Source organism: Nocardia sp. FBN12 (assembly GCF_054031145.1).
This window is the reverse complement of sequence record NZ_CM132926.1, coordinates 6,337,704-6,361,946: the sequence shown is the minus strand read 5'-3', so window position 1 is coordinate 6,361,946 and position 24,243 is coordinate 6,337,704. Positions and strand designations below refer to the sequence as shown.

Sequence of the window (24,243 nt, the reverse complement as noted above, 5' to 3'; positions counted from 1 at the left end):
GCCATCGCCTTCGATCCGCACGCCACCATTACGTTCTCTGTCATACCGTGACCCCCAGCTTCGCGGATACCGTATCCGCGATGTCGGCCACGTCGGCAAAGGTACGCACCTCCACACTCGCGATGGTGCCATCGGCCCGCACGAGCACCGAGACGGGCAGCACCGCGGGCGCACCGACCGCACTGCGCACGGCGGCCTGCGGGTCCTCGACACCGGGCAGGGTGACGCCGAGCCCGCTCAGTCGCGACAGCGCCTTCGCCTCGTCGGGATCGCTGTGCACGGTCATGACGGTGAGCGCCGAGCCCGCCCGCTGCGCGAATTCCTGCAGATGGGGCAGTTCGACGGCACAGGGGCCACACCAGTAGGCCCACAGATTCAGCAAGGCCGGCTTTCCCGCCAGCGCGGCGGCCAGGTCGATCGGTGTGCCATCGGCCAGACAGGTCACCGCAAGCCCTGCCAACGGTCCCGACCCCACCGCTCGCGGTCCCGATGCGTTCGATGGTGGCTGCGACACCGATGCCTGCGTGGCCGGGCATGGGGTGAGGCCCGCGGCTGCCCGTTCCTCGGCCGACACGCCCGAAGGCTGTCGCGATGTCTGCGAAACGATGCCGGTGGTCTCGGAACCCCCACGCGGCCACAGCGCCACCGTGGCCGCGGCGAGCAAGATCACCGCGGCGAGCACCCAGCGCAACGCGGGCCGCCGCAGCGGCGAGGGTTGGCTCACAGGCCGACCATGTTCAACAGGTGATCGCGCTCGGGACCCTTCACCAGCGCGGCCGCGACCGCGGGATCGGTCGGACCGAGACCGAACGAGGGGCAATCGCCGGCCAGCGCGCACGCGCCGCACGCCGGTTTGCGTGCGTGGCAGACGCGCCGGCCGAGGAAGATCACCCGGTGGGAGAGCATCGTCCAGTCCCTGCGCTCGAACAGCGCACCGACCGCGTGCTCGACCTTCACCGGATCTTCCTCGTCGGTCCACTTCCAGCGGCGCACCAGCCGACCGAAGTGGGTGTCGACGGTGATGCCCGGCACATCGAACGCGTTGCCGAGGATGACGTTGGCGGTCTTGCGCCCGATGCCCGGCAATTTCACCAATTCGTCCAGAGTGTGAGGCAATTCACCGTCGAATTTTTCGACCAGCGCCTGGCCGAGCCCGATCAGTGAACTGGTCTTGTTCCGGTAGAAGCCGGTTGGCCTGATGTATTCCTCCAGCTCCACCCGGTTGGCCTGGGCGTAGTCCTGCGCGTCGCGGTACTTCGCGAACAGGGCGGGCGTGGTGAGGTTCACTCGGACGTCGGTGCACTGGGCCGACAGGATCGTCGCGACGGCCAGTTCCAGCGGGGTGGTGAAGTCGAGCTCGCAGTGCGCGTCGGGGAACGCGTCGGCGAGCGTGCGGTTCATCCGGCGCGCGCGGCGGACGAGTCCGATCCGCGTTTCCGCAGCTATCGCACGGTTCTTGCGCTTGCGCGCGGCGGTGATGCCGGTGGGCGCGGCAGCCGTTTCCGCGGCCGAATCGACATCGCCTGCGGCGGCTGGGACTGGGGAAACGGGCACCGCTTCACCATACGGAACCACTACGACAACATTGCCCGGCCAGATTGCCCGCTGTGTTCCATCTGAGACCTGGACCGTGTTTACTGCCAGTCATGCAAGGACTCGCTGTGGTGCTCTTCCCAGTGCTGTTGATGCTGTTCGCGCTGGGGATGGAGCGGGTCGAGAATCGGCTCCGAAAGCTTCTCGAACCCGACGAAGAGGTTCAGCAGTACCTGGACAACGCCAGCAACGCCGAAGTGAAAGAGCTGACGAAGCTCGGCCTGCCCGCCGCCGTGGCGCGCGTGCGCAAGCGCCGTTCCCGGACCTCCGAATTGGACGTTGCCAGGGCCAGCTAAACGATCGATTCACAGTGTGCGCACATCGCGCAATCCACTCTTTACGTGGTGTCTGTCACTGCGGTGCCGGAATGCCGCGTAGACTGCGCGGTTGGTCGATTCGCTCGACCAGGTTCGCAAGCCATATCCCATAAGGAGCACATTCGTGGACGAGGCCCTCGCCAGAGCAGGCATCTTCCAAGGCGTCGAGCCCACCGCGGTGGCCGCGCTCGCCAAGCAGCTGCAGCCCGTAGATTTTCCGCGCGGCCACGTCATCTTCAACGAGGGCGAACCCGGCGATCGGCTGTACATCATCACGACGGGCAAGGTGAAGATCGGCCGACGGTCCCCGGACGGCAGGGAAAACCTGCTGACCATCATGGGTCCGTCCGACATGTTCGGTGAACTGTCGATCTTCGACCCTGGCCCGCGTACCTCGACCGCAACCACGGTCACCGAGGTCCGCGCCGTGACGATGGATCGCGATGCACTCAAGTCGTGGATCGATCAGCGCCCTGAGATCGCTGAGCAGCTGCTGCGCGTGCTGGCACGACGCCTTCGCCGCACCAACAACAACCTCGCCGACCTGATCTTCACCGACGTGCCAGGTCGCGTCGCCAAGGCGCTGCTGCAGCTCGCACAGCGCTTCGGCACCCAGGAAGCGGGCGCGCTGCGCGTGACCCACGACCTGACCCAGGAAGAGATCGCCCAGCTGGTCGGCGCTTCCCGGGAAACCGTCAACAAGGCGCTCGCCGACTTCGCTCATCGCGGGTGGCTGCGTCTCGAGGGCAAGAGCGTGCTGATCTCGGATTCCGAGCGTCTGGCACGTCGCGCTCGCTGACGTTCGAACACTGCCGTCCCGGCGCTGACGGGACCGTTGATGCGTGTGGGCTCACGAGGAGAGGGCCTCGTCCACACCACCGCGGTTTCGTCGTGCCGGGATGTCGGCCGTTGTAGCCCGGATACGACTCGATCGCCGACACTCCCCAGCATGTCGGCGATCGAGGCGTGTTCAGTTCTGTTCGGCTCGCAGGTATTCCAGCTGCGCCTGCACCGAACTACGCGCGGCGGGCCACAGCCGTTTGTCCACATCGGCATACACCTTGCGGACGACCGCGAAGGCGCCCGCGCCGGAACCCAGTTCGACGAGCGCCGCCCGCACCTGATCGAGCCGCTCCCGCCGATGATCCAGGTAGTACTGCGCGACCGGCGCCGCATCCGGATGGTCGGGCCCGTGCGCGGGCAGTAACGCCTTGCCCGCGCCCAGCTCGCGCAGCTTTTCCAGCGACGCGAGGAAGTTCGCCAGCGCGCCCGGTGCGGATTCGAGCACGGTGGTGCCGCGGCCGAGCACCGTGTCACCGGTGAGCACCGCGTCGGGGAGCAGCAAGCTCACCGAATCGGTCGTGTGTCCCGGGGTGCCGAGCACGGTGATCCGCAAGCCGGCGGCCTCGATCACCTCGCCGTCGGCCAACGGCACGACCGCGCCGCGCAGATACGCCGGATCCACCGAACGCACCGGCGTCCCGGTGGCCTTCACCAGGTGATCGATACCGCCGGTGTGATCGTGATGGTGGTGGGTGATCAGGGTCAGTGCGATCCGGCCGCCGGTGGCTTCGACGATGTCGGCGGTGTGTTTCTTGTCCTTCGGTCCGGGATCGACGACCACGTAGGAGTCGCTGTCCGGGCCGCGCAGCAGCCAGGTGTTGGTGCCGTCGAGCGTCATCTGACCGGGATTGTCGGCCAGTAGTACCGATGCCGTCGGGGTAACCTGTCTGACCTGGCTGTACGCGGGATGTTCCAGTGCCATGGCGGCTGCCTAACTAACCTCGACGATCAATTCCACCTCGACGGGCGTGTTCTTCGGCAGTTCCGAGACGCCGACGGCCGAGCGCGCGTGCACGCCCGCCTCGCCGAACACCTCACCGAGGAACTCCGACGCACCGTTGATCACGATCGGCTGATCGCTGAATCCGGGCGCCGAGGCGACGAATCCGACGACCTTCACGATCCGCACCACCTGGTCGAGCCCGACCAGATCGTGCACGGCCGCGAGCGCGTTCAGCGCGCACAGCCGGGCGGCCTCCTTGGCCTGCTCCACATCCACCTCGGCCCCGACCTTGCCGACCGACGACAGTTCACCGTCGACGAAGGGCAGCTGGCCGGAGGTGTACACCAGCGAACCGGTGCGCACGGCGGGGATGTAGGCCGCGACGGGGGCGGCGACCGGCGGTAGCGTGACGCCGAGCCGGTCGAGCGCGTCCTTCCACGCGGTGGCCACGGCTACTTCTGCCGCTTCAGGTAGGCGACATGCTGTTCGCCGGTCGGTCCTGGCAGCACCGAGACCAGCTCCCAGCCGTCGGAACCCCACTGATCGAGGATCTGCTTTGTCGCGTGCGTCAACAGCGGCACGGTCGCGTACTCCCAACGGGTGACTTCACTCATGGTGTGAGTTTAGGGCTCACCCCGAACGCCTTGGCGAAACGGGTTATAGGCTCGGCGACGTGGGAGCACCAACAGCAGAGCCGGTTTCGTCGGTTCCCGAACCGTCGACCGGGTGGCCGAAGCGCGCGGCCAAGGCCCGCTTGCACTACGTCACCGGCAAGGGGGGCACCGGCAAGTCGACCGTTTCGGCCGCACTCGCACTCGCGCTCGCCGCCGGGGGACGCAAAGTGCTGCTGGTCGAGGTCGAGAGTCGCCAGTCCATCGCGCAATTGTTCGACCGGCCACCGCTGCCACCCACCGAGACCCATATCGCCAGCGCCGACGGCGGCGGCGAGGTGACGGCGCTGGCACTGGACATCGAGTACGCGTTCCTCGAGTACCTCGACATGTTCTACAACCTCGGCTTCGCGGGCCGGGCGATGCGCCGGATGGGCGCCATCGAGTTCGTCACCACCATCGCGCCTGGTCTGCGCGATGTGATCCTCACCGGCAAGATCAAAGAATGTGTGGTCCGCACCGGCAAGGACGGCAGGCCCGCCTACGACGACATCGTCGTCGACGCGCCGCCGACCGGGCGGATCGCCAGCTTCCTCGACGTCACCACGGCCATGGCCGAGATCGCCAAGGGCGGGCCGATCGCCTCGCAGGCCGAGGGCGTGTCCAGCCTGCTGCACTCCGATCAGACGATGATCCACCTGGTGACACTGCTCGAGGCATTGCCGGTGCAGGAGACCGCCGACGCGATCGCCGAACTCACCGCCGACGATCTGCGGATCGGCACGGTGATCGTCAACCGGGCGGCCACCGCCGAGCTCACCCCGGCCCAGCGTGACACGAGCGTGGCGGGCGAACTCGACACCGCCGCCGTCGCCGCGGGTCTGGCGAAGGCCGGAATCACCCTGTCCGAATCGGACTTCGACGGCCTGATCGCCGAAACGGTCGACCACGCGACTGTGCTCACCGCGCAGAACGCGAGCGCGGCCGAACTGGCGCAGATCGATGTCCCCCAGCTGTCCCTGCCCGCCCTGGGCGACGGCATCGACCTCGGTGGCCTCTACGAACTGGCCGAACAGCTATCCGCGCAGGGAGTCCGATGAGCGAGCACGTTTCCACCCCGCCCTTATTGGACGTTTCGAAGATCATCGCCGATCCGAACGCCAAGGTGATCGTGTGCTGCGGGTCCGGCGGAGTCGGCAAGACCACCACCGCGGCCTCGATCGCCCTGCGCGCGGCCGAATCGGGTCGCAAGGTGGTGGTGCTGACCATCGATCCGGCGCGCAGACTGGCGCAGTCGCTCGGCGTGGCCGAGCTGGACAACACCCCGCAGCGCGTGGAACTCGGCCCCGAGGTGCCCGGCGAGCTGCACGCGATGATGCTGAACATGCGCCGCACCTTCGACGACATGGTGCTCGAGCACACCAGCGCCGACAAGGCCGAGCAGATCTTCGCCAATCCGATCTATCAGACGGTGGCGTCGTCGTTCGGTGGCACGCAGGAGTACATGGCGATGGAGAAGCTCGGCCAGCTGGCCGCGCGCAAGGAGTGGGACCTGATCGTGGTCGACACTCCGCCCTCACGCAACGCGCTGGACTTCCTCGACGCGCCGAAGCGGCTCGGCACCTTCCTCAACGGCAAGATGATCCGGTTGATCATGGCGCCGGGGCGCGGTGTCGGCCGGTTCGTCACCGGGGCGATGAGCCTGGCGATGCGCGGGGTGTCGACGATCGTCGGCGGGCAGATGCTCAAGGACGCCTCGACGTTCCTGCAGTCGCTGGAATCGCTGTTCGGTGGATTCCAGGACCGGGCCGAGCGCACCTTCGCGATGCTGTCCAAGCCGGGGACCCACTTCCTCGTGGTCGCCGCGCCCGAGCCCGACGCGCTGCGCGAGGCGTCGTTCTTCGTCGACCGGCTCTCCACCGAGCAGATGCCGCTGGCCGGGCTGGTGCTGAACCGGACGCATCCCGCGCTGTCGGAGCTGTCCGGTGATCACGCGCTGACCGCGGCCGACCAGCTGACCGATTCGGACCCGCTGACCGCCGCGGTGCTGCGCATCCACGCCGATCGGGTGTCGACGGCGACGCGAGAGCGGCGGCTGCTGCATCGCTTCACCGGAGCACATCCGCGGGTGAAGATCGTGTCGGTGACGGCGCTGCCCTTCGAGGTCTCCGACCTGGAAGCACTGCGCGCGGTCGGCGATCAGCTGACCGGTACTCCGGCCTCGGCCTGATCGATTCAGACAAATCCGCTATAGCTGACAATCCCGTAACACCCGCCAACGGCGCCGATTCCGCAAACCAAGCGGTCTCGGCGCCGTTTGTGATAACGGTCCGGTCTCGACCTGCTAGATCGCCACCTGGTGCTGGCGCTGAGCGTTGAAGAATTCAGCCCACGACGTCACGTCGGGATGCTGTTTCAGCAGCGCACGCCGCTGCCGCTCGGTCATCCCACCCCACACGCCGAACTCCACCCGGTTGTCGAGCGCATCGGCACCACACTGCATCAGCACCGGGCAGTGACGGCAGATGGTTGCCGCCTTGCGCTGTGCCGCGCCGCGAACGAACAGCTGATCGGGGTCCACTTCCTTGCATCGCGCCTGGGCAACCCAAGCGATCCTTGCCTCGGCCTGCTCTACATCCAGTCGAGCGATGGGGGTTGTGATGTGCATTTGATGTGCCCCTTTGCAGTCCGAACACCGTTGTGCGGCGCTCCAGAATCGCGAGCGCGGATCACAGCAACCCAACTACCGCTGCGTCCCGCACCACATTCCACTTTGAGTGTTAGCTCTATCACACTGGGTTCTCAATCTAGGTAAAGGTATGGCGGTTGCGCAAGACCGCCCCCCGATTTTTTGGTACGGGCGTCCATTCAAATGGGGTCAGAACCACGCAGTAGTGCTGATCACCGGCGTGGCCGGTCGCGACACGCCGATGTGATCATTTTGTTGACACGCCCGAGCAACCCCCCTGGCACCGGCCGGACATTCCCCGTCGAGCAGCACAGCCGTGAACCTCACCACCCCACCCCTTAGGCTGGGTCTCGTGCCGATCACTCAAACGCTCGCGAGGCTGGCCGGCAGCTGCGCGCTGGCCGCCGTGCTTGTCGCTGGGCTGTTGTTCCCTTTGGCAGGTGGGTTCGGGTTCATCTCCAACCGCGCCGCCGACGCCGTCGACAATGTCTCCGCCGAACTGGTGGAGGGCACGGTCCCCGCCGTGTCGACCATGGTCGACGCGAACGGGTCGCCGCTGGCGTGGCTCTACGAGCAACGCCGCTTCGAAGTGCCGAGCGACAAGATCTCCAACAACATGAAGCTGGCGATCGTGTCCATCGAGGACAAGCGCTTCGCCGACCACAAGGGCGTGGACTGGCAGGGCACGCTGCGCGCGTTCCTCACCAACACCTCCTCCGGTGCGGTGCAGCAGGGCGCGTCGACCCTGGACCAGCAGTACGTGAAGAACTTCAACCTGCTCGTGGTCGCCAAGACCGACGCCGAGCGCCGCGCCGCGATCGAGACGACACCGGCGCGCAAGCTGCGCGAGATCCGGATGGCGCTCACGCTGGACCGCGAGCTGAGCAAGGACGAGATCCTCACCCGCTACCTGAACCTGGTGCCCTTCGGCAACGGCTCCTACGGCATCCAGGACGCCGCGCAGACCTACTTCGGCATCGACGCGTCCCAGCTCACCATGACCCAGTCGGCGATGCTGGCGGGCATGGTGCAGTCCAGCTCCAAGCTGAACCCCTACACGAACGTGCAGGGCGTGACCGACCGCCGCAACACCGTGCTCGACACGCTGATCCAGAACATCCCGCATCGCGCCGAGGAGTTCCGCAAGGCCAAGGCCGAGCCGCTGGGTGTGCTGCCAGAGCCCAAGGGATTGCCGCGCGGGTGTATCTCCGCCAACGACAAGGGCTTCTTCTGCGACTACGCGCTGCAGTACCTGGCCGACGCCGGGATCAGTCGCGAGCAGATCGACAAGGGCGGCTACCTGATCAAGACCACTCTCGATCCGGTGCTGCAGGAATCGGTGAAGCGTTCGGTGAACGAGCAGGCCGACCCCAACCTCGACAACATCGCCGAGGTCATGTCGGTGGTCGCACCCGGTCAGGATTCGCACCCCGTCCTCGCGATGGCGTCGAGCCGCACCTACGGCCTCAACCGCGATGCCAACGAGACGCTGCTCGGCCAGCCGTATTCGATGGCCGGTGACGGCGCGGGCTCGATCTTCAAGCTGTTCACCACCGCCGCCGCGATGGAGAAGGGCCTCGGTATCGCCGCGCAGGTGGACGTGCCTGGCACCTACGCCGCCAGGGGTATGGGCTACTCGAACTCGCCGGGCTGCCCGGCCGACTCGTGGTGTGTCAAGAACGCGGGCAACTACCCGGGGTCGATGTCGGTGACTGATGCCCTGGCCACCTCACCCAACACCACCTTCGTGAAGATGATCCAGGACGTGGGCGTCGAGGCCGCGGTGGACATGGCCGTGCGCCTCGGCATGCGGTCCTACACCGAGCCGGGCACCTCCGGGCGGGGCAACACGAGCCTCGCCGACCACATCAAAGACAACAACATGGGTTCGTTCACGCTCGGCCCGTTCTCGATCAACCCGCTCGAGCTGACGAATGTGGCCGCCACGCTGGGTTCGGGCGGCAAGTGGTGCCCGCCCTCGCCCATCAAGGAAGTCGTCGACCGCAGCGGCAAGGCCGTCCCGCTCACCCAGCAGGCCTGCGAACAGGTCGTCGACCCCGGTCTGGCCAATACCCTCGCCAACGCGATGAGCAAGGACGACATCAGCGGTACCGCCGCGGGCGCGGCACGTGCCGCGGGGTGGTCGGCGCCGATGTCGGGCAAGACGGGTACCACCGAGAGCCACCGGTCCTCGGCGTTCCTCGGCTTCACCAACTCGCTGGCGTCGTCGGTCTACGTCTACGGCGACAGCCCGACCCCCGGCGAGATCTGCTCGTTCCCGCTGCGCAACTGTGGCGCCAGTGATGCCTCCGGCCTGTTCGGTGGTAATGAACCGGCCCGCACCTGGTTCAACGCCATCAAGCCGTTGATGGATCGATATCCGCCTGCCGCGCTGCCCCCGCTGGACGACAAGTACGTCCGTGGCGCGAACAACTCCCAGGTCCCCGATGTCGCGGGCAAGTCGCAGGGCGAGGCCACCTCGATCCTGTCCGGTGCGGGCTTCCAGGTCTCCGCGGTGACGGGGGCCGGTTCACAGGCCAAGGGCACGGTGATGGGCAGTTCACCGAACGGCTCGGCTATTCCGGGCTCGGTGGTCACGATCTACATCAGTGACGGGACGGTCCGGGTGCCCGCGCCGACGACGCCCCCGCCCGCCGCGCCCGCACCGGTGATTCCGGGGCTACCGCAGATTCCGCGCCTGCCACCGATCCCCATCCCGGTGCCGCGCTAGTCACCCGACAAAGGCCGCCGTCCAGTCCGGACGGCGGCCTTCGCTGGTTTCTACAGCCGGGCTTTGACCGCCGCGGAAATGCGCGAACCGTCTGCCTTGCCATCGGCCAGCGCGGTGGCGGCCTTCATGACCTGGCCCATCTGCTTCATCCCCGGGCGCTCCCCGAGCTGCTCGGCGACCTGGGCGATCGCGGTATCGGCGACTTGGGCCACCTCGGCGTCGTCGAGCTGAGTCGGCAGGTACTCCTCGATGATCTGTTCCTCGGCGCGCTCGTTCGCGGCCAGTTCACCGCGACCGTTCTGCTCGTAGATCACGGCCGCCTCGTTGCGCTTCTTCGCTTCCTTCTGCAGCAGCGACACGACATCGGTATCGGAGAGTTCGTGCGCCTGCGTACCGGAGACCTCGGAAGTCTGGATAGCGGCGAGCAGCATCCGCAGGGTCGCGAGACGCAGTTTGTCCTTGGCTTTCATCGCGGTGGTCATATCCGCGCGCAGCTTGGCTTTCAGTTCCGACATGGGCCTTACCGTAGTCGGCCACCCTGGGAAGTCCCATCACATTTTCATCGCGACGGATAGCGAACTGGGCGCAGGCGAGAAAATTCCGACCGTTTGTGCGGAAACACACGCGCCGATCCGGGAGGGGGTCACCTATGCTGGGCAAATGCCCGTTATCTCGACGTCCGCTGTCCGCCGAACCGCGTTGGGAGCCGCCGGGGCCGCCGTCGCAGGCATCGGCTACGCCACGCTGATCGAACGGAACGCGTTCGTCCTGCGCGAAGCCACGATGCCGGTGCTGGCACCCGGGTCGCCCACGTTGCGCATTCTGCACGTCAGCGACCTGCATATGATGCCGGGACAGCAGCTCAAACAGCAGTGGCTGCGCGAACTCGACCGGCTCGAACCCGACCTGGTCGTGAATACCGGCGACAATCTTTCCCACCCCAAGGCCGTGCCCGCCGTTGTGCAATCCCTCGGTGCGCTACTGGCTCGCCCCGGCTTGTTCGTGTTCGGTTCGAATGATTATTTCGCACCGGTTCCGAAGAATCCGCTGAAGTATTTCAAGAAAGATCATCGTCGCGTCTACGGCGATCCGCTGCCGTGGAAGGACCTGCGCGCGGCATTCACCGAACGCGGCTGGCTCGACCTGACCCACACCCGGCGCGACCTCGAGGTGGCGGGCATTCGCATCGCCAGCGCCGGCGTCGATGACCCGCACCTGCAGCGCGACCGCTACGACACGGTGGCCGGTGCCCCGAACCAGCTGGCGCAGCTGAGCATCGGTGTCACGCATTCGCCCGAGCCGCGCGTGCTCGATCGCTTCGCCGAAGACGGCTACGACCTGGTGCTGGCCGGTCACACGCACGGTGGGCAGCTGGTGGTTCCCGGCTATGGCGCGCTTGTCACCAACTGCGGCATCGACAAGTCCCGCGTGAAGGGCGCCTCCCAGTGGGGCGAGCACACCCAGCTGCACGTCTCGGCGGGCATCGGCACCTCCCCGTGGGCGCCCTACCGCTTCTGCTGCCGCCCCGAGGCCACGCTGCTCACGTTGGTCGGCGCCCAGCCCAAGCGGCCGTCGGCCGACACCGGCTTCGGCATTTCGACCTCGGAGGCCGTCGCCCGCTAGGGTCTGCCTCCGAACGGCATTGTCATTGAGGTGTCATCAGGAGACGACCGTGAGCAGTGGACCCGACGACCCGACCGTATTCGGCGGGTCAGGCGCACCGAACCAGCCCGGCCAGCGGCCGGGTTCGCCGGATCCCTCGGCGGGACAAGCGGATCCGGGCACTCCTGATCCCACCGCGGTGTGGACGCCGGGCAGCACCGGACTCCCTCCCACGCTGCGCTGGGACGGTTCCGGGCCGCCGCCAGGTCTCCCCGAGCCGACCCAATGGGCTCCCGCTGGTCCACAGGATTGGGAGGACTCCGGCAATCCTGCTGCGGGACAACAGGCTCCGCTACCCGGGCAGGCCGACCCGACCCAGGTAGGTCAGCCGGCTCCGCCCTGGCCGGGAGCGAATCCGTCTGTAGGTCAACCCGGTTCGACTCCGCAATGGCAGCCCGGCATGAACCCGCCGGTGGGACAACAGCCCTCTGCCCAGCAGTGGTACCCCGGTGGCTCGCAGGGCGGAACCGCTCCCGGGACCGGTGTTGCCGCCGGACAACAACCTCCGGGTCAGTGGGGCGGGCCGCCGCCCGGTCAGCACTGGGGCGGGCCGCCGCCTGGCCAGCAGTGGGGCGCGCCGGTGCCGCCTGGCCAGCAGTGGGGCGCGCCCGCTGCGGCCGGTCAGCCTTGGGGTGCGCCGGGTCCGGTGAATTCGCCACCGCCTGGTCAGCAGCATTGGGGCTCGCCGGCAGCCCATGCCGATCCGGCCCGGGTCGACGCAGCAGGTCGGCAGCATCCGCCGCAGCAATACGGCGAAGTGCCCCCGCTCGAGCACCACGGCGTTCAGTCCTACGGCCAGCCCTTCCCGCCCCAGAAATCCGGCAACAAGGCGGCGATCTGGGCTGCCGCGGGTGTCGCGGCGCTGCTCGTGGTCGGCGGCACGGTCACCGCGGTCGCGCTGACCCGCGGCGACGACGCACCGACCACCAGCGCCGACGCCACCCCGTCGATGGTCAGCGCCCTGTCCACCACGCCCGCGCCGACGTCATCGAGCAAGCCCAAGCCCAGTACGACCACTCCCACGGGCGCCGCGTCGAACCGCAAACCTCTCATCGACGGCTACCAGGTAGTCGCCGCCCCCGACCGTGGCGCCGCCTACGATGTCCCAGCAGGTTGGAACGTCGCCTCCGAAACCACCATCGGCGGCGTCGGCGAACCTCCCGGCGACGCCGTGTTCGGCAAGGGCTACGCCTCCGACGGTCGCGACTACTGCCCCGACTCCACCCGCACCATGTCGCTGCTCACCGGCTCCAAGAACGCCGACAACGCCGCGGCCGGCGCCGAACTCGGGGCCAAAGCCGCGCCCCTCGCCTACCAGGGCTCCAAGGGCACTCCCGGCCCCGCCCAGCCCCTGAAGTCGATGGACGGCAAGACCGAGGGCATGTTCACCGAGACCACGGGCACCGTCCCCGCCCCCGAACCCGGCTGCGCCGCCACCTACTCCGTCTACACCTACGCCTTCAAAGGCGCCAAGGACGGCAGCTTCGTCATGGTGATGATCGCCGACACCGGCGTCGCGGGCGCCATCGACGCCACCGAGGCCAAACGCATCTTCAGCACCATCAGATCCCTCAACTAACCCGCATCTGACCAGCCAATTTAACGTTTCACGACCCCACGTTGTAAGCTACTTCAGGTTCGCCTCACGGGGTGTGGCGCAGCTTGGTAGCGCGCTTCGTTCGGGACGAAGAGGTCGCAGGTTCAAATCCTGTCACCCCGACGTGTTGGTTGAGACACCGAAAAGCCTCTGACCGGGTTTCCTGGTCAGAGGCTTTTTGCATGCCCGGGCTCCGCAGCGCTCGCGCTCGGTGTCTCACAGATCCGAGGGCGGCTTGCGATCGCCAGGGTTGGGCCAGTAGATGGTGATGGCCGTGATGGCGAGCAGGCCGAGGATGAGGACCAGGATCGTCGGGGTCATGGGGTCGCCCTTCCGGGGTGAGCGGAGTGGGAGCGCGGCGGTGGGCTCGTGGTTCGAGTGTGGGCGGTCGCCTGGCGAGTGGGGTTGCCTGCGTGTTCGGGGTTGGTTGAGAAGTGCTCCCTTCGCGAGACTCGATGCGGTGAGGTTCCGGTGTGAGCAACCGATAACCTGGCGCTTACTTTCTGTCACTTGATAGAAATTAGCGATCGATAGCGTATACACCCATGTCGACAAGGGTGGATGCACCGAGCGATGGCTCGGCGAGGCCGTTGCGCGAGGTCGTGTATTCGACGTTGCGGGGTGAGTTGATGAACGGGGACATCCGGTTCGGGGAGCGGCTCACCGAACCGAAACTGTCGACCAGGTTCGGGATCTCGCGCACGCCGGTCCGGGAGGCGCTCACGATGCTGTGCTCGGATGGACTGTTGCAGCGTGAGGAGTTCGGGTTCAGCCCGGTGCGGCCGAGTGTGGCGCGGATTCGCGATCTCTACGAGCTGCGGCTGACCTTGGAACTGGGCGGGATGACGCGGGTCAGGACGGATCCGCACATCACCCATGATCAGGCCCTCTTGCGCGCCGAGCAGCAGAAATGGTTGACCCTGCAGGCCGACCCGCCCGCCCAGGAGCCGGGTTTCGTCGTCGTCGACGAGGAGTTCCACGTCGCACTGCTGACCGCGGCGGGTAATGCCGAGATGGTGCGCGCGCTGATCGCGGTGAACACCCGGATCCGGCATGTGCGCATGTACGACTTCATGATCAACAACCGCATCGAGACCACGATCAGCGAGCACCTCGGCATTCTCGCCGCCGTCCTCGCCGGTGACCTCGCGCTGGCTCAGCAACTTCTGCACACCCACATCGGCGACTCGCTGGACGTAGTGCTCGAGCGCATCTCGCGTGCCGTCGCAGCCATGTCGTTGAGCGAATAGAGGAGCGTCAATGTCTGTCACCCCGACCGCGCGGGTCGCCGCGGCCTACGCACGGATCGCCGAAGTGGATCGGCCGGAGGTCTGGATCACGCTGCGCTCACAGGAGGCACTGGCGCGAGAAGCTGTCGAGCTGGAAAGCCGTGTCGCTGCGGGCGAAGACCTCCCGCTGGCAGGTCTGCTTCTCGCGGTCAAAGACAACGTCGACGTGGCGAGCTTGCCCACCACCGCGGCCTGTCCCGAATTCGCTTACGAGGCCACCGAAACCGCTGCGGCGGTACAGCGCCTGGTCACGGCGGGCGCGCTGGTACTCGGCAAGACGAACCTCGACCAGTTCGCCACCGGGCTGGTCGGCACTCGCAGCCCGTACGGTGCCGTCCGCAATGCGCTCCATCCCGAATTGGTTTCGGGCGGTTCGAGTTCCGGCTCGGCGGCAGCGGTCGCGCTTGGCATCGCCGACCTCGCCATCGGCACCGACACGGCAGGCTCGGGCCGCGTGCCTGCCGCATTTCACGGAATCGTCGGCATCAAAGCCACTCTCGGCGTGATCCCCACCCATGGCGTCGTCCCCGCCTGCGCCGATTATGACGCGGTGACCATTTTCGCCGCGGACCTGGATCTGGCGGTGAAGGCCGCGAAGATCATGTCAGGCAATGATTCTCGAGACCCTCGCAGCCGGCAATGGCCCGCGGACGTCCGCCTCGCGATCTCCACCGAGCCCAAGATCGCGATTCCCCGGCCCGCGGATCTCGAGCCGCTGAGCCCGGCCTACCGCACAGCATTCACTGAAACTGTTGCAGCCCTTCGTGATCAAGGGCTGAGCGTCACCGAAATCGACATCTCGCCACTACTCGACGCCGCCCGGCTCCTCTACGACGGCGCGATTGTCGCCGAGCGATACGCCGCAGTCGGCGAGTTCGTCGACAAGGGCGCCCCTGGCCTCGACCGCACCGTCGCCGGAATAATCAGCGCCGCAAAAGAACTCGACGCACCTGCGTTCGTGCGAGATCTCGACACGCTGGCCCTGGCCGGCACCGCCGCGACCACACTGCTCGCCGACTTCGACGGCCTCCTGCTCCCCACCACCACCGAACACCCCTCGATCGCCGAAGTCGACGCCGACCCACTCGCGATCAACCGCCGACTCGGCACCTACACAAACTTCTGCAACCTCCTCGACCTCGCCGCAGTGGCAGTCCCCGGCAAACCCACCACCGGCGGCCTCCCGTTCGGCGTGACAGTCGTAGTCCCCGCCTTCGCCGACCAACTGGCCGTCGACCTCGCCGCCCGAATCACCGGCACCCAGGCACCGCTACTCGTCGAAACCGGTGTGCCCCTCGCGGTTTTCGGCGCCCACCTGCGCGGCCAACCCCTGCACTGGCAACTCGAACAACTGGGCGCCCGCTTCGCAGGCGAGATCACCACCACCGACGCCTACCGCCTCACCGCCCTCGACACCACCCCGCCGAAACCCGGACTCGTCCGGCACGGCGACGGACAAGGCGCGCCGATCCTCGGCGAACTGTTCCTGGTCTCCCCCGCCGGCCTCGGCCGATTCCTCGCCGAACTACCGCCGCCGATGGCGCTGACCAGCATCGATCTGTCCGACGGACGCGCCGTCGTAGGTTTCGCGTGTAGCTACGACGCGGCGGTCGCGGCCACCGACATCACCCGGTACGGGAGCTGGGTGGCGTATCTACGGGCTCGTTGACGTCGATGCCGAGCTCGGCGAGCAGGCCCGTCACGCGATGACCGATGTCGTCGCGGATGGGCCGCACCTGCTCGACCTCCAGCCCCGCCGGATCCTCGATGATCCACTCCTCGTAGCGCACCCCCGGCACCAGCGGACAGGTATCGCCGCAGCCCATCGTGATGATCACGTCGGCGGCGCGGATGATCTCATCGGTCCACGGCTTCGGATATTCGCGCGAGATGTCCACGCCGACCTCCGCCATCACCCCCACCGCGGCCGGATTGAGCTGCCCACTCGGCACCGACCCGCCCGACCAGGCCACCGCCCGCCCCAGCGCCAGCTCCTCGAAGAAACCGAGTGCCATCTGCGACCGGCCCGCATTGTGCGTACACAGGAAAAGCACCGTCGGACGCGGCTGGGGCTCCTTGCCCTCGATCTTTGCCAGCGCCTGCAACCGCTGCCGCGCGAATCGCTCGGCCAGCAGCGGTAAGTACAGGGTCACCGTCGCCCTTGCGGCGAAGTCTTCATAGGAGGAGTGCAGGAAACGATGGATCGTCGCCAGCTCGAACATTGTCGCGAATTCTTCGCGCAGCCGCACCTCAGCACGGTCGAGCGCGTCGGAGTGCTCCGCAATATCGACCACCCCTCAACCCTTACCCGAATCCTGGCCATTCGCAAACGCCCGGGCCGATCACCCCTCGATCAGACCGGCCCGGCACGCGTACTCACCGACACAACGTGGAACATTTCCCGGCCCAGCCCGTCGGTGTGGTTACCGTCGGCAGTGCGTCTTCAGCGTCTGGAAGAGCCACCTTCTGGTCTGCACCGCCGGGCCCGACCGATCACCCCTCGAGACCGATCGGACCCGGTTGTTCCGGTGTCTGAAGCAACAATGCGGTGTCGGTCTCTAGAGCTTCTTAAGAACAACTTGTCGGCAAACCCGGGTCTTCGGCGATGATGGAAGTACCGACGCAAGGAGATCGACCATGGAGACCGCGATTGTCTGGTTGCTGGCCAGCATCCTGTACTGGTTCAGCAACTTCTGACCCCCGACACCGACCACGAGAGCCCGGGACCCAGGCCCTTCGCCCACCCATGACACGAGGCAGGTACGCGTATCGGTGTCCCTGCCTCGTGCGTTGTGCGCGTCACATCGAGCGGTCGGAATAGTTCACCGGGGGGCGCGGTTGAACACACTGTCGACGTCCGAACAGCCCCGGGCCTCACCCCATAGTCGCTACGAGCGACCACCCGCCGAGAGGCGCTTGTGGGGCGTCGGCCCCAGCGAACGCCGCCAGGTCACCCTCATCGACCTGGCGGCGTTTCTTTATGTCCCGGAGTCGCGCGAGCGAGGCGAATGCTCGAGGATGGGCAACATGGCTTCAGGCGGGCAGTTGCGGCGGGGGTTGGGGTTGGGGGATTCGGTGGTGGTGGGGTTGGGGGCGATGGTGGGGGCCGGGGTTTTCGCGGCGTTGGGGCCCGCGGCGGGGGTGGCGGGGTCGTGGTTGCTGGTCGCGTTGGGGGTGGCGGCGGTGGTGGCCTATTGCAATGCGATGTCTTCGGCGCGATTGGCCGCGTTGTATCCGGTGTCCGGGGGGACGTATGTGTACGGGCGGGAGCGGTTGGGGGCGTTGTGGGGGTACCTGGCCGGGTGGGGGTTCGTTGTCGGGAAGACGGCATCGTGTGCGGCGATGGCGTTGACGGTGGGGAGTTACGCGTGGCCGGAGCAGGCGCACGCGGTGGCGGTGGGGGCTGTGGTGGTGGTGACGGGGATCAACTATGTGGGGGTGCAGAAGTCGGCGCTGGCTTCGCGGGTGATCGTGGGAGTGGTGCTGGCGGTGCTGGCGGTGGTTGTTGTCGTGGGAGTCGGTGGGAGTCATTCGGGGGCAACGGTTCTGGTCGAGGAGATCGGGCCGTATGGGGTATTGCAGGCGGCGGGCTTGTTGTTCTTCGCGTTCGCCGGGTACGCGCGCATCGCCACGCTCGGCGAGGAAGTGCGTGCGCCGGAGCGGACTATTCCACGGGCGATCATGGTCGCGTTGGCGGTGGCGTTGGCGGTGTACGCGCTGGTGGCGGTGGCCGCGTTGGTGACGTTGGGGTCGGGCGGGCTGGCGGCGGCGCGGGATCCGCTCGCGCAGGTTGTCGAGGCCGCGGGGGCGGGGTGGTTGGCGCCGGTGGTGCGGGTGGGTGCGGTGCTGGCGGCGGCGGGGTCGCTGATGGCGTTGATTCTCGGGGTCTCGCGGACCTCGCTGGCGATGGCGCGCGATGGTCATCTGCCGAGGTCCCTGGCCGCGATTCACCCGAAGTACGACGTTCCGCATCGGGCCGAGCTGGCGGTGGGGGTGGTGGTCGCGGTGCTCGCGGCCACGATGGATCTGCGGGCGGCGATCGGGTTCTCGTCGTTCGCGGTGCTCGCGTACTACCTCATCGCCAATCTGTCGGCGGCCACGCTGACGGCCGCCGAGGGTAGGCCGCGGCGCTGGGTTCCGGTGGTCGGCGCGGTGGGTTGTGTGGTGGTCGGGTTCGCACTGCCGATCGGATCGGTGCTGAGCGGACTCGGCGTGCTCGCGATCGGTGCGGGGGTCTACGGCATTCGCCGTGTTGCGACCAGGTGAACATGCGCCTTGTCCGTGAAGTTCAGCGGCCACGCTATACGGGTTACGGTGCGTGACAAGGGCTACTCTCGCCCGCATGCGGCACATCACGGGCGTTTTCGCAGGAACGATCGCGGCGCTGCTGGCTTCGGCGAGCTTGGTCGCCGTCCCGGCTCAGGCCGCGCCGAGCACGACCTGCGAGGTGACTTCCGGTCGCGACCTAGAACGCGCGGAGCCCGAACAGGTCGGGCTCGATTCGGCGAAACTCGAAGCGGCACTGCAGTTCGCCGCCACTCGTAACCGGCTCAACGTTCAGATCTTCCGGCACAACTGCCTCGTCGGCGAAGGGCTGCGCAACGACGAGACCGGCAATACCCCGTGGAACATCTGGAGCGTCACCAAATCGGTGGTGTCGATGCTGGCCGGAATCGCTTCCGACCAAGGCAAAATCGATATCGCCGCCCCTATCGATCGCTACCTGCCGCCCGGGCTCGGCGACGCGGTGCACCGCTCGATCACCGTCGAGAACCTGCTCACCGAGACCTCGGGCATGCAGGTCGGAGTGCTGTCGGAGGGCATCACCGCGGTGATCCCGATCGACCCGCACTCGGCGGTGCAGGCGCTGTCGGTGCAGTTGACCAACCCGCCCGGCACCACGTTCAGCTACAGCCAGCGCAATGTCGACCTGCTGTCGTACGTGATCGAACTGGCCGTCGGCGAACCGCTGCAGCAGTTCGCGCAGCGCGAATTGTTCGATCCTCTCGGCATCCCGCGCAGCGACTACTACTGGGCCAGCGACCGATCCGGCCACACCTACGGCTACGCGCATCTGCTGCTGCCGCCCAACGACCTGGCCAAGATCGGGCTGCTCGTCTCGAACGACGGCCGCTGGGGCGCGGAACGGGTGCTCTCCTCGGAGTATCTGCGCAAGGCCCGCACCCCGTCGAAGGCGAACAGCTGCTACGGCTACCTGTTCTGGCTGGGCGCCGATTGCAGCGAATCCCCCGACTTCCTGCCCGACGACACATATTTCATGTCCGGACTCGGCCTGCAGAACGTCTTCGTCCTGCCCAGCTTGGACCTGACGGTGATGTGGACCGGCCCCTTCGGCAACCAAACCGCCTACGGCCCCAGCGGTATCCTCGCCCACGCCGAAGAACTCCCCCACGAATTCTTCCGCCGCCTGTTCGACGCGATCACCGACGCCCCGGTACCAACCGCCGAACCCTACGTGGAACCTCCACTCGAATTCGACGCGGGCAAACTCATCGACGCCAACATCCTGCTGGCCGTCTTCGGCATCGGCCCCGGCGCCTACCCCGGCTGCACCGTCTTCGACTGCCTCAACCAACCCCTGGCCGCCCCCTTCGCCAGCATCCCCCCTGGCTGCGCCATCCTGGCCTGCGTCGGCAACGATCCCCGCACCCCCGGCATCCGCCCGATCAAGTGAAACAGCGAGGCCGAGCCATCGTGAACGATGACCCGGCCTCGACTACGAGCTTCAGCGGTTCTCGAGCAGAACTTCCGCGATCTGAATCGTGTTGAGCGCGGCGCCCTTTCGCAGGTTGTCGCCCGAGATGAACAGCGCGAGACCGCGACCGCTCGGCACGCCCGGATCCTGGCGGATGCGCCCGACGAGGGAGTCGTCCTGGCCTGCGGCGGCCAGCGGGGTCGGCACGTCGACCAGCCGCACGCCCGACGCCTTGGCCAGCAGTTCCTTGGCCTGCAGCACCGAAATCGGTTCGGCGAACTCGGCATTGATCGACAGCGAGTGCCCGGTGAAGACCGGAACCCGCACGCAGGTGCCGCTCACCAGCAGATCGGGCAGCCCGAGGATCTTGCGACTCTCATTGCGCAGCTTCTGATCCTCGTCGGTCTCGAACGAACCGTCGTCGACCAGCGCGCCGGCCAGCGGGATCACGTTGAACGCGATCGGCGCGACATAGTTGTTCGGCGCGGGGAACTCAGCGGCCGAACCGTCGTGCACCAGCTGCTCCGCATCGGCGGACACCGCGCGGATCTGCGAGGCGAGCTCCTCCACACCGGCGAGCCCGGACCCGGAAACAGCCTGGTACGACGACACGATCAGACGCTGCAAACCGGCCACATCATGCAGCGGCTTGAGCACCGGCATCGCGGCCATCGTGGTGCAGTTCGGGTTCGCGATGATGCCCTTGGGCAGGTTGCGGGTGGCCTCGGGGTTGACCTCCGAGACGACCAGCGGCACATCGGGATCCTTGCGCCAGGCCGAGGAATTGTCGATCACAGTGACGCCGGCCGCGGCGAAACGCGGGGCCTGCACGCGAGACATGGTGGCACCGGCCGAGAACAGCGCGATGTCGAGACCCGAGGGATCGGCGGTCTCGGTGTCCTCGACAACGATCTCGCCCCCGCGCCACGGCAGCGTCTTGCCCGCGGACCGCGCGGACGCGAAGAACCGCACCTCGTCGGCCGGGAAGTTGCGCTCTTCGAGCAGTTTGCGCATGACGGTGCCGACCTGACCGGTCGCACCGACGACACCTACACGTACACCCATTGCCTAACGCCCCGTTCCGCCGTGGACGACGGCGGCCTCTTCGCCGCCGAGATCGAATGCCTTGTGCAACACCTGGACCGCCTCATCCAGTTCCGTATCCCGGACCAGCACCGAAATGCGGATCTCCGAGGTGGAGATGAGGTCGATGTTCACGCCCGCGTTGGCCAGCGCCTCACAGAAGGTGGCGGTGACGCCCGGATGCGACTTCATGCCGGCACCGACCAGCGAGACCTTACCGATGTGGTCGTCGGAGAGGATCTCGGCGAAGCCGATCTCGGCCTGCCGCTCGGTGAGCTTCTGCACCGCGCGGACCAGGTCGGTCTTGGGGCAGGTGAAGGTGATGTCGGTCTTGCCCGTGTCGACCTTGGAGATGTTCTGCAGCACCATGTCGATGTTGATCTCGGCGTCGGCGACCGCGCGGAACACCTTGGCCGCGTAGCCCGGCTCGTCGGGCAGCGCCACGACGGTCACCTTGGCTTCGCTGCGGTCGTGTGCGACGCCGGTCAGGATTGCCTGCTCCACGGGAATGTCCTCCATCGATCCGAAAACAGTGGTGCCGATCTTGTCGGTGTAGGACGACCGAACATGAACGGGAACGTTGTAGCGGCGCGCGTACTCGACGCAGCGCAGCATGAGCACCTTCGACCCGCAGGCCGCCATCTCGAGCATCTCCTCGTAGGAGATCTTGTCGAGCTTCTGGGCGTCCGCGACGATGCGCGGGTCGGCGGAGAAGATGCCGTCGACGTCGGTGTAGATCTCGCAGACGTCGGCTTTCAACGCCGCGGCCAGCGCGACGGCGGTGGTGTCGGACCCGCCGCGGCCCAGCGTGGTGACGTCCTTGCTGTCCTGGCTCACGCCCTGGAAGCCGGCCACCAGCACGATCTGGCCCTCGTCGAGAGCCTCCTGCAACCGGCCCGGGGTCACGTCGATGATCTTGGCGTTGCCGTGCGCGCCGGTGGTGATCACGCCGGCCTGCGAACCGGTGAACGAGCGGGCCTCGGCGCCGAGCGTATGAATAGCCATGGCCACCAAGGCATTCGAGATGCGCTCGCCCGAGGTGAGCAGCATGTCCATCTCGCGAGCAGGCGGCGCGGGGGCCACCTGCTCCGCGAGATCGAGCAACTCGTCGGTCGTGTCACCCATGGCCGAGCACACGACTACTACGTCGTGCCCCTGCTTCTTGGTCTCCACGATCCGTTCAGCGACGCGCCGGATCCGCTCGGCGGTAGCCACCGAGGATCCTCCGTACTTCTGAACTACGAGAGCCACAGCAGGTCCTTCACGATCGAGTGTCAGGTTGGTATCAGCGACCAAGAGTACCGGGCGCGGGCCACCGGTTTTGCTGCTACCTGCCCTGGCTGTGGAAAACGACACAGGCTTGTCACCTGTGGATGACCACGGGATTCACACTCGATCGAACCAGGTGACCTGCGTGCCGTTGTCGAATTCCTTGCGCCGCACCGGAGCGAACTGTGTCGGTTTGAAGACGCCGGTGAAAACGGGGACACCGTCGCCCGCGACGATCGGATAGCTCTTGATGATCATCGCGTCGATCTCGTCGAGCAGCTGCCCGGCCAGCTGCCCGCCGCCACACAGCCAGATGTCGCCACCCTCGCGCTGCTTGAGCTCGCGGACCAGCTCGCGGGGATCACCGGCGACGATCTCGACCGCGGGATGGTCGGCCTGGTCGAGCGTGGACGAGACGACGTACTGCTTCAGGTGCGAGAACGGGCTCTCGACGTGCTCATCCGGCAGCACGTAGGTGCCGCGGCCCATCAGCACGGTGTCCCAGTTCTTGGCGGGCAGATCAGGGTCCATCCCGAAGTGCGCACGCAGGTGGGTCGGGATGGCGTCGGGAAACTCGGCCATCATCCACTCCACATAGTTCTGCGGTGTCGGATAGAAGTCGACCTCGCCGCCGGAGCCCGCGATGTAGCCGTCGAGGGAGACGCCGATGTAGTAGACAAGCTTTCGCATGGGTACCGCCTCAGTTGTTGTACTCTGCTTGAAGTGGTTTCAACGTAGTACTACAGATGGAGTGGTGTCAAGTGCGAACCAACCCCGAACGACGGCAGGCCCTGCTCGACGCGGCCATCGACGTCCTCGCCGACGAGGGCGCCCGCGGCCTCACCTTCCGCGCGGTGGACAAACAGGCGGGCGTCCCCGCGGGCACGGCGTCGAACTACTTCGCCAATCGCGACGAACTGCTCACCCAGGCCGGCGTCCGCTTCTACGAGGTGGTCCAGCCGAGCGAGGAGACGATGGCCCTGGTCAGCGATGGCCCGAAGGACATCGCGAACATCACCGCGCTGATGAAGGAGGTGGTCGGGCGCATCGAATCGCATCGCAAGGCCTATCTCGCGCTGCTGGAACTCCGCCTCGAGGCCACCCGCCGTCCCGAACTGCGCAAGGTGCTCACCGACCGCGTCCGCGCCGACATCGATTTCAACGTGCGCAACCATCTGGCATCCGGCCTGCCGGGCGACGCGGAGTCGGTACTACTGCTCTATCTGGCGCTCAACTGGCTCATCGTCGAACACCTCACGCTGCCCGAGATCTTCACCGAGCAACAGCGCGTGGCACTGATCGAAACGGCCGTAGAGCGTGTGATATGCAGCTGACCCGGTCATATGTCCAGACCATAGACGTGTTGACGATCACTAGTACGACTGTGCACAATCGGGCGCGAAAGCTGCGGGGGTTCGGAGGATAGACAAAGATGCGCTCGAAGATCGACATCCGATTCACCGTTGACGCCGAGATCGACCAAGTGATGGACGCACTACTGGCCGTCGACCTGATGTCGGAGTGGTCGACCTCGCTCAGTGATGTCCGGGTCGGGCCGCGCGATGCCGACGGCAGGCCGCGCCGAGTCTTCGCCACCGCCCACTTCATGGGCAACTCCGACGCCCAGGTGCTCGAATACTCCTGGGAGCAGTACCGCTCGGAGTGGCGGGTCGTCGACAGCAGCCGCGGTTCCAAGGGCGGCGGCTGGATCGAGCTGCTCGCCACGCCAGAGGGCACCGAGGTCGACTACCACGTGGAGCTCTCCCTACCACTGCCCATTCCGGGCATCCTGTTCAACCGAAGCCTGCGCAAGCTGCACGACGAGACGGTCGCGAATTTCATCGACTTCGCCGAGCGGTACCCCGAGATCGGGGGCTACGCGGTCGGCTAGTCGCGCCGT

Annotated in this window: 24 protein-coding genes and 1 tRNA gene; 14 read left to right on the top strand and 11 right to left on the bottom strand. The window is 66.8% G+C overall.

Annotated features, from left to right (window positions below):
- Positions 1 to 40 precede the first annotated feature (40 nt).
- Together ACWZHB_RS29960 and nth are read right to left on the bottom strand one after the other, a co-directional pair.
- The gene (locus ACWZHB_RS29960; RefSeq protein WP_427905094.1) at positions 41 to 724 is read right to left on the bottom strand and encodes a TlpA family protein disulfide reductase; all 684 of its coding nucleotides are present in this window, start codon (positions 722 to 724) and stop codon (positions 41 to 43) included.
- Positions 721 to 1,401, bottom strand: coding sequence for an endonuclease III (gene nth / locus ACWZHB_RS29955; RefSeq protein WP_427909351.1), 681 nt, complete (start codon positions 1,399 to 1,401; stop codon positions 721 to 723). The genes ACWZHB_RS29960 and nth overlap by 4 nt, the downstream gene beginning before the upstream one ends.
- Before the next feature lie 245 nt (positions 1,402 to 1,646).
- Between nth and ACWZHB_RS29950 the strand changes: the two genes are divergently transcribed.
- A complete protein-coding gene (locus tag ACWZHB_RS29950; protein WP_056821920.1) occupies positions 1,647 to 1,889 on the top strand; it encodes a hypothetical protein in 243 nt (80 codons plus the stop codon).
- A gap of 145 nt (positions 1,890 to 2,034) precedes the next feature.
- Entirely contained in the window at positions 2,035 to 2,709 is a 675-nt protein-coding gene (locus ACWZHB_RS29945; protein ID WP_040703546.1) for a Crp/Fnr family transcriptional regulator, read from the top strand.
- 171 nt (positions 2,710 to 2,880) lie between these two features.
- Here the strand turns inward: ACWZHB_RS29945 and ACWZHB_RS29940 are convergent, their stop codons facing one another.
- From ACWZHB_RS29940 to ACWZHB_RS29930, 3 genes are read right to left on the bottom strand one after another with little or no spacing between them, the layout of a single operon-like run.
- Positions 2,881 to 3,675 (bottom strand): MBL fold metallo-hydrolase, encoded by a 795-nt coding sequence (locus ACWZHB_RS29940; RefSeq protein ID WP_427905093.1) that lies wholly within the window; start codon positions 3,673 to 3,675, stop codon positions 2,881 to 2,883.
- Positions 3,676 to 3,684: 9 nt separating this feature from the next.
- Complete coding sequence (locus ACWZHB_RS29935; RefSeq protein ID WP_266297638.1) at positions 3,685 to 4,146, bottom strand: RidA family protein; 462 nt, start codon at positions 4,144 to 4,146, stop codon at positions 3,685 to 3,687.
- Between the two features lie 2 nt (positions 4,147 to 4,148).
- Positions 4,149 to 4,310 (bottom strand): DUF4177 domain-containing protein, encoded by a 162-nt coding sequence (locus ACWZHB_RS29930; protein ID WP_266297640.1) that lies wholly within the window; start codon positions 4,308 to 4,310, stop codon positions 4,149 to 4,151.
- 59 nt (positions 4,311 to 4,369) lie between these two features.
- Between ACWZHB_RS29930 and ACWZHB_RS29925 the strand changes: the two genes are divergently transcribed.
- On the top strand, positions 4,370 to 5,407 hold the full coding sequence (locus ACWZHB_RS29925) for an ArsA family ATPase (RefSeq protein WP_427905092.1): 1,038 nt from the start codon (positions 4,370 to 4,372) through the stop codon (positions 5,405 to 5,407).
- Positions 5,404 to 6,537, top strand: a complete 1,134-nt coding sequence (locus tag ACWZHB_RS29920) for an ArsA family ATPase (RefSeq protein WP_427905091.1) — start codon at positions 5,404 to 5,406, stop codon at positions 6,535 to 6,537. The genes ACWZHB_RS29925 and ACWZHB_RS29920 overlap by 4 nt, the downstream gene beginning before the upstream one ends.
- A gap of 114 nt (positions 6,538 to 6,651) precedes the next feature.
- Here ACWZHB_RS29920 and ACWZHB_RS29915 read toward each other — a convergent pair whose 3' ends face one another.
- A complete protein-coding gene (locus tag ACWZHB_RS29915) occupies positions 6,652 to 6,975 on the bottom strand; it encodes a WhiB family transcriptional regulator (RefSeq protein WP_056821932.1) in 324 nt (107 codons plus the stop codon).
- Between the two features lie 373 nt (positions 6,976 to 7,348).
- Here ACWZHB_RS29915 and ACWZHB_RS29910 point away from each other — a divergent pair, with 373 nt between their 5' ends.
- Entirely contained in the window at positions 7,349 to 9,727 is a 2,379-nt protein-coding gene (locus ACWZHB_RS29910) for a penicillin-binding protein (RefSeq protein ID WP_427905090.1), read from the top strand.
- 50 nt (positions 9,728 to 9,777) lie between these two features.
- Here the strand turns inward: ACWZHB_RS29910 and ACWZHB_RS29905 are convergent, their stop codons facing one another.
- Positions 9,778 to 10,242, bottom strand: coding sequence for a GatB/YqeY domain-containing protein (locus ACWZHB_RS29905; RefSeq protein ID WP_427905089.1), 465 nt, complete (start codon positions 10,240 to 10,242; stop codon positions 9,778 to 9,780).
- 145 nt (positions 10,243 to 10,387) lie between these two features.
- Here ACWZHB_RS29905 and ACWZHB_RS29900 point away from each other — a divergent pair, with 145 nt between their 5' ends.
- The 5 genes from ACWZHB_RS29900 (at position 10,388) to atzF (ending at position 15,944) form a co-directional block, all read left to right on the top strand.
- Positions 10,388 to 11,350: a metallophosphoesterase gene (locus ACWZHB_RS29900; RefSeq protein WP_101464816.1), complete on the top strand. Its 963-nt coding sequence runs from the start codon at positions 10,388 to 10,390 to the stop codon at positions 11,348 to 11,350.
- 49 nt (positions 11,351 to 11,399) lie between these two features.
- Positions 11,400 to 12,968 (top strand): hypothetical protein, encoded by a 1,569-nt coding sequence (locus tag ACWZHB_RS29895; RefSeq protein ID WP_427905088.1) that lies wholly within the window; start codon positions 11,400 to 11,402, stop codon positions 12,966 to 12,968.
- Between the two features lie 67 nt (positions 12,969 to 13,035).
- A tRNA-Pro gene (locus ACWZHB_RS29890) sits at positions 13,036 to 13,109 on the top strand.
- Positions 13,110 to 13,531: 422 nt separating this feature from the next.
- Positions 13,532 to 14,236, top strand: coding sequence for a GntR family transcriptional regulator (locus ACWZHB_RS29885; protein ID WP_427905087.1), 705 nt, complete (start codon positions 13,532 to 13,534; stop codon positions 14,234 to 14,236).
- A gap of 10 nt (positions 14,237 to 14,246) precedes the next feature.
- Positions 14,247 to 15,944: an allophanate hydrolase gene (gene atzF, locus ACWZHB_RS29880; RefSeq protein ID WP_427905086.1), complete on the top strand. Its 1,698-nt coding sequence runs from the start codon at positions 14,247 to 14,249 to the stop codon at positions 15,942 to 15,944.
- Here the strand turns inward: atzF and ACWZHB_RS29875 are convergent.
- Positions 15,901 to 16,569, bottom strand: a complete 669-nt coding sequence (locus ACWZHB_RS29875) for an arsenate reductase ArsC (RefSeq protein WP_427905085.1) — start codon at positions 16,567 to 16,569, stop codon at positions 15,901 to 15,903. The genes atzF and ACWZHB_RS29875 overlap by 44 nt on opposite strands.
- A gap of 724 nt (positions 16,570 to 17,293) precedes the next feature.
- On the opposite strand from ACWZHB_RS29875, the gene ACWZHB_RS29870 reads away from it, so the two are divergent.
- Positions 17,294 to 18,541, top strand: a complete 1,248-nt coding sequence (locus tag ACWZHB_RS29870; protein WP_427905084.1) for an APC family permease — start codon at positions 17,294 to 17,296, stop codon at positions 18,539 to 18,541.
- A gap of 76 nt (positions 18,542 to 18,617) precedes the next feature.
- Positions 18,618 to 19,970, top strand: coding sequence for a serine hydrolase domain-containing protein (locus tag ACWZHB_RS29865; protein WP_427905083.1), 1,353 nt, complete (start codon positions 18,618 to 18,620; stop codon positions 19,968 to 19,970).
- 51 nt (positions 19,971 to 20,021) lie between these two features.
- On the opposite strand, the gene ACWZHB_RS29860 is transcribed toward ACWZHB_RS29865, so the two are convergent.
- From ACWZHB_RS29860 to ACWZHB_RS29850, 3 genes are all read right to left on the bottom strand, one after another.
- Positions 20,022 to 21,056 (bottom strand): aspartate-semialdehyde dehydrogenase, encoded by a 1,035-nt coding sequence (locus ACWZHB_RS29860; RefSeq protein ID WP_427905082.1) that lies wholly within the window; start codon positions 21,054 to 21,056, stop codon positions 20,022 to 20,024.
- Between the two features lie 3 nt (positions 21,057 to 21,059).
- Positions 21,060 to 22,325 carry an aspartate kinase gene (locus ACWZHB_RS29855; RefSeq protein WP_427905081.1) on the bottom strand — a complete coding sequence of 422 codons (1,266 nt, stop codon included), beginning with the start codon at positions 22,323 to 22,325 and terminating at the stop codon, positions 21,060 to 21,062.
- A gap of 135 nt (positions 22,326 to 22,460) precedes the next feature.
- Positions 22,461 to 23,033: a dihydrofolate reductase family protein gene (locus tag ACWZHB_RS29850; RefSeq protein WP_427905080.1), complete on the bottom strand. Its 573-nt coding sequence runs from the start codon at positions 23,031 to 23,033 to the stop codon at positions 22,461 to 22,463.
- Positions 23,034 to 23,104: 71 nt separating this feature from the next.
- Here ACWZHB_RS29850 and ACWZHB_RS29845 point away from each other — a divergent pair, with 71 nt between their 5' ends.
- Positions 23,105 to 23,677 carry a TetR/AcrR family transcriptional regulator gene (locus tag ACWZHB_RS29845; RefSeq protein ID WP_427905079.1) on the top strand — a complete coding sequence of 191 codons (573 nt, stop codon included), beginning with the start codon at positions 23,105 to 23,107 and terminating at the stop codon, positions 23,675 to 23,677.
- Between the two features lie 98 nt (positions 23,678 to 23,775).
- A complete protein-coding gene (locus tag ACWZHB_RS29840) occupies positions 23,776 to 24,234 on the top strand; it encodes an SRPBCC family protein (protein ID WP_427905078.1) in 459 nt (152 codons plus the stop codon).
- The last annotated feature ends 9 nt before the right edge of the window (positions 24,235 to 24,243 follow it).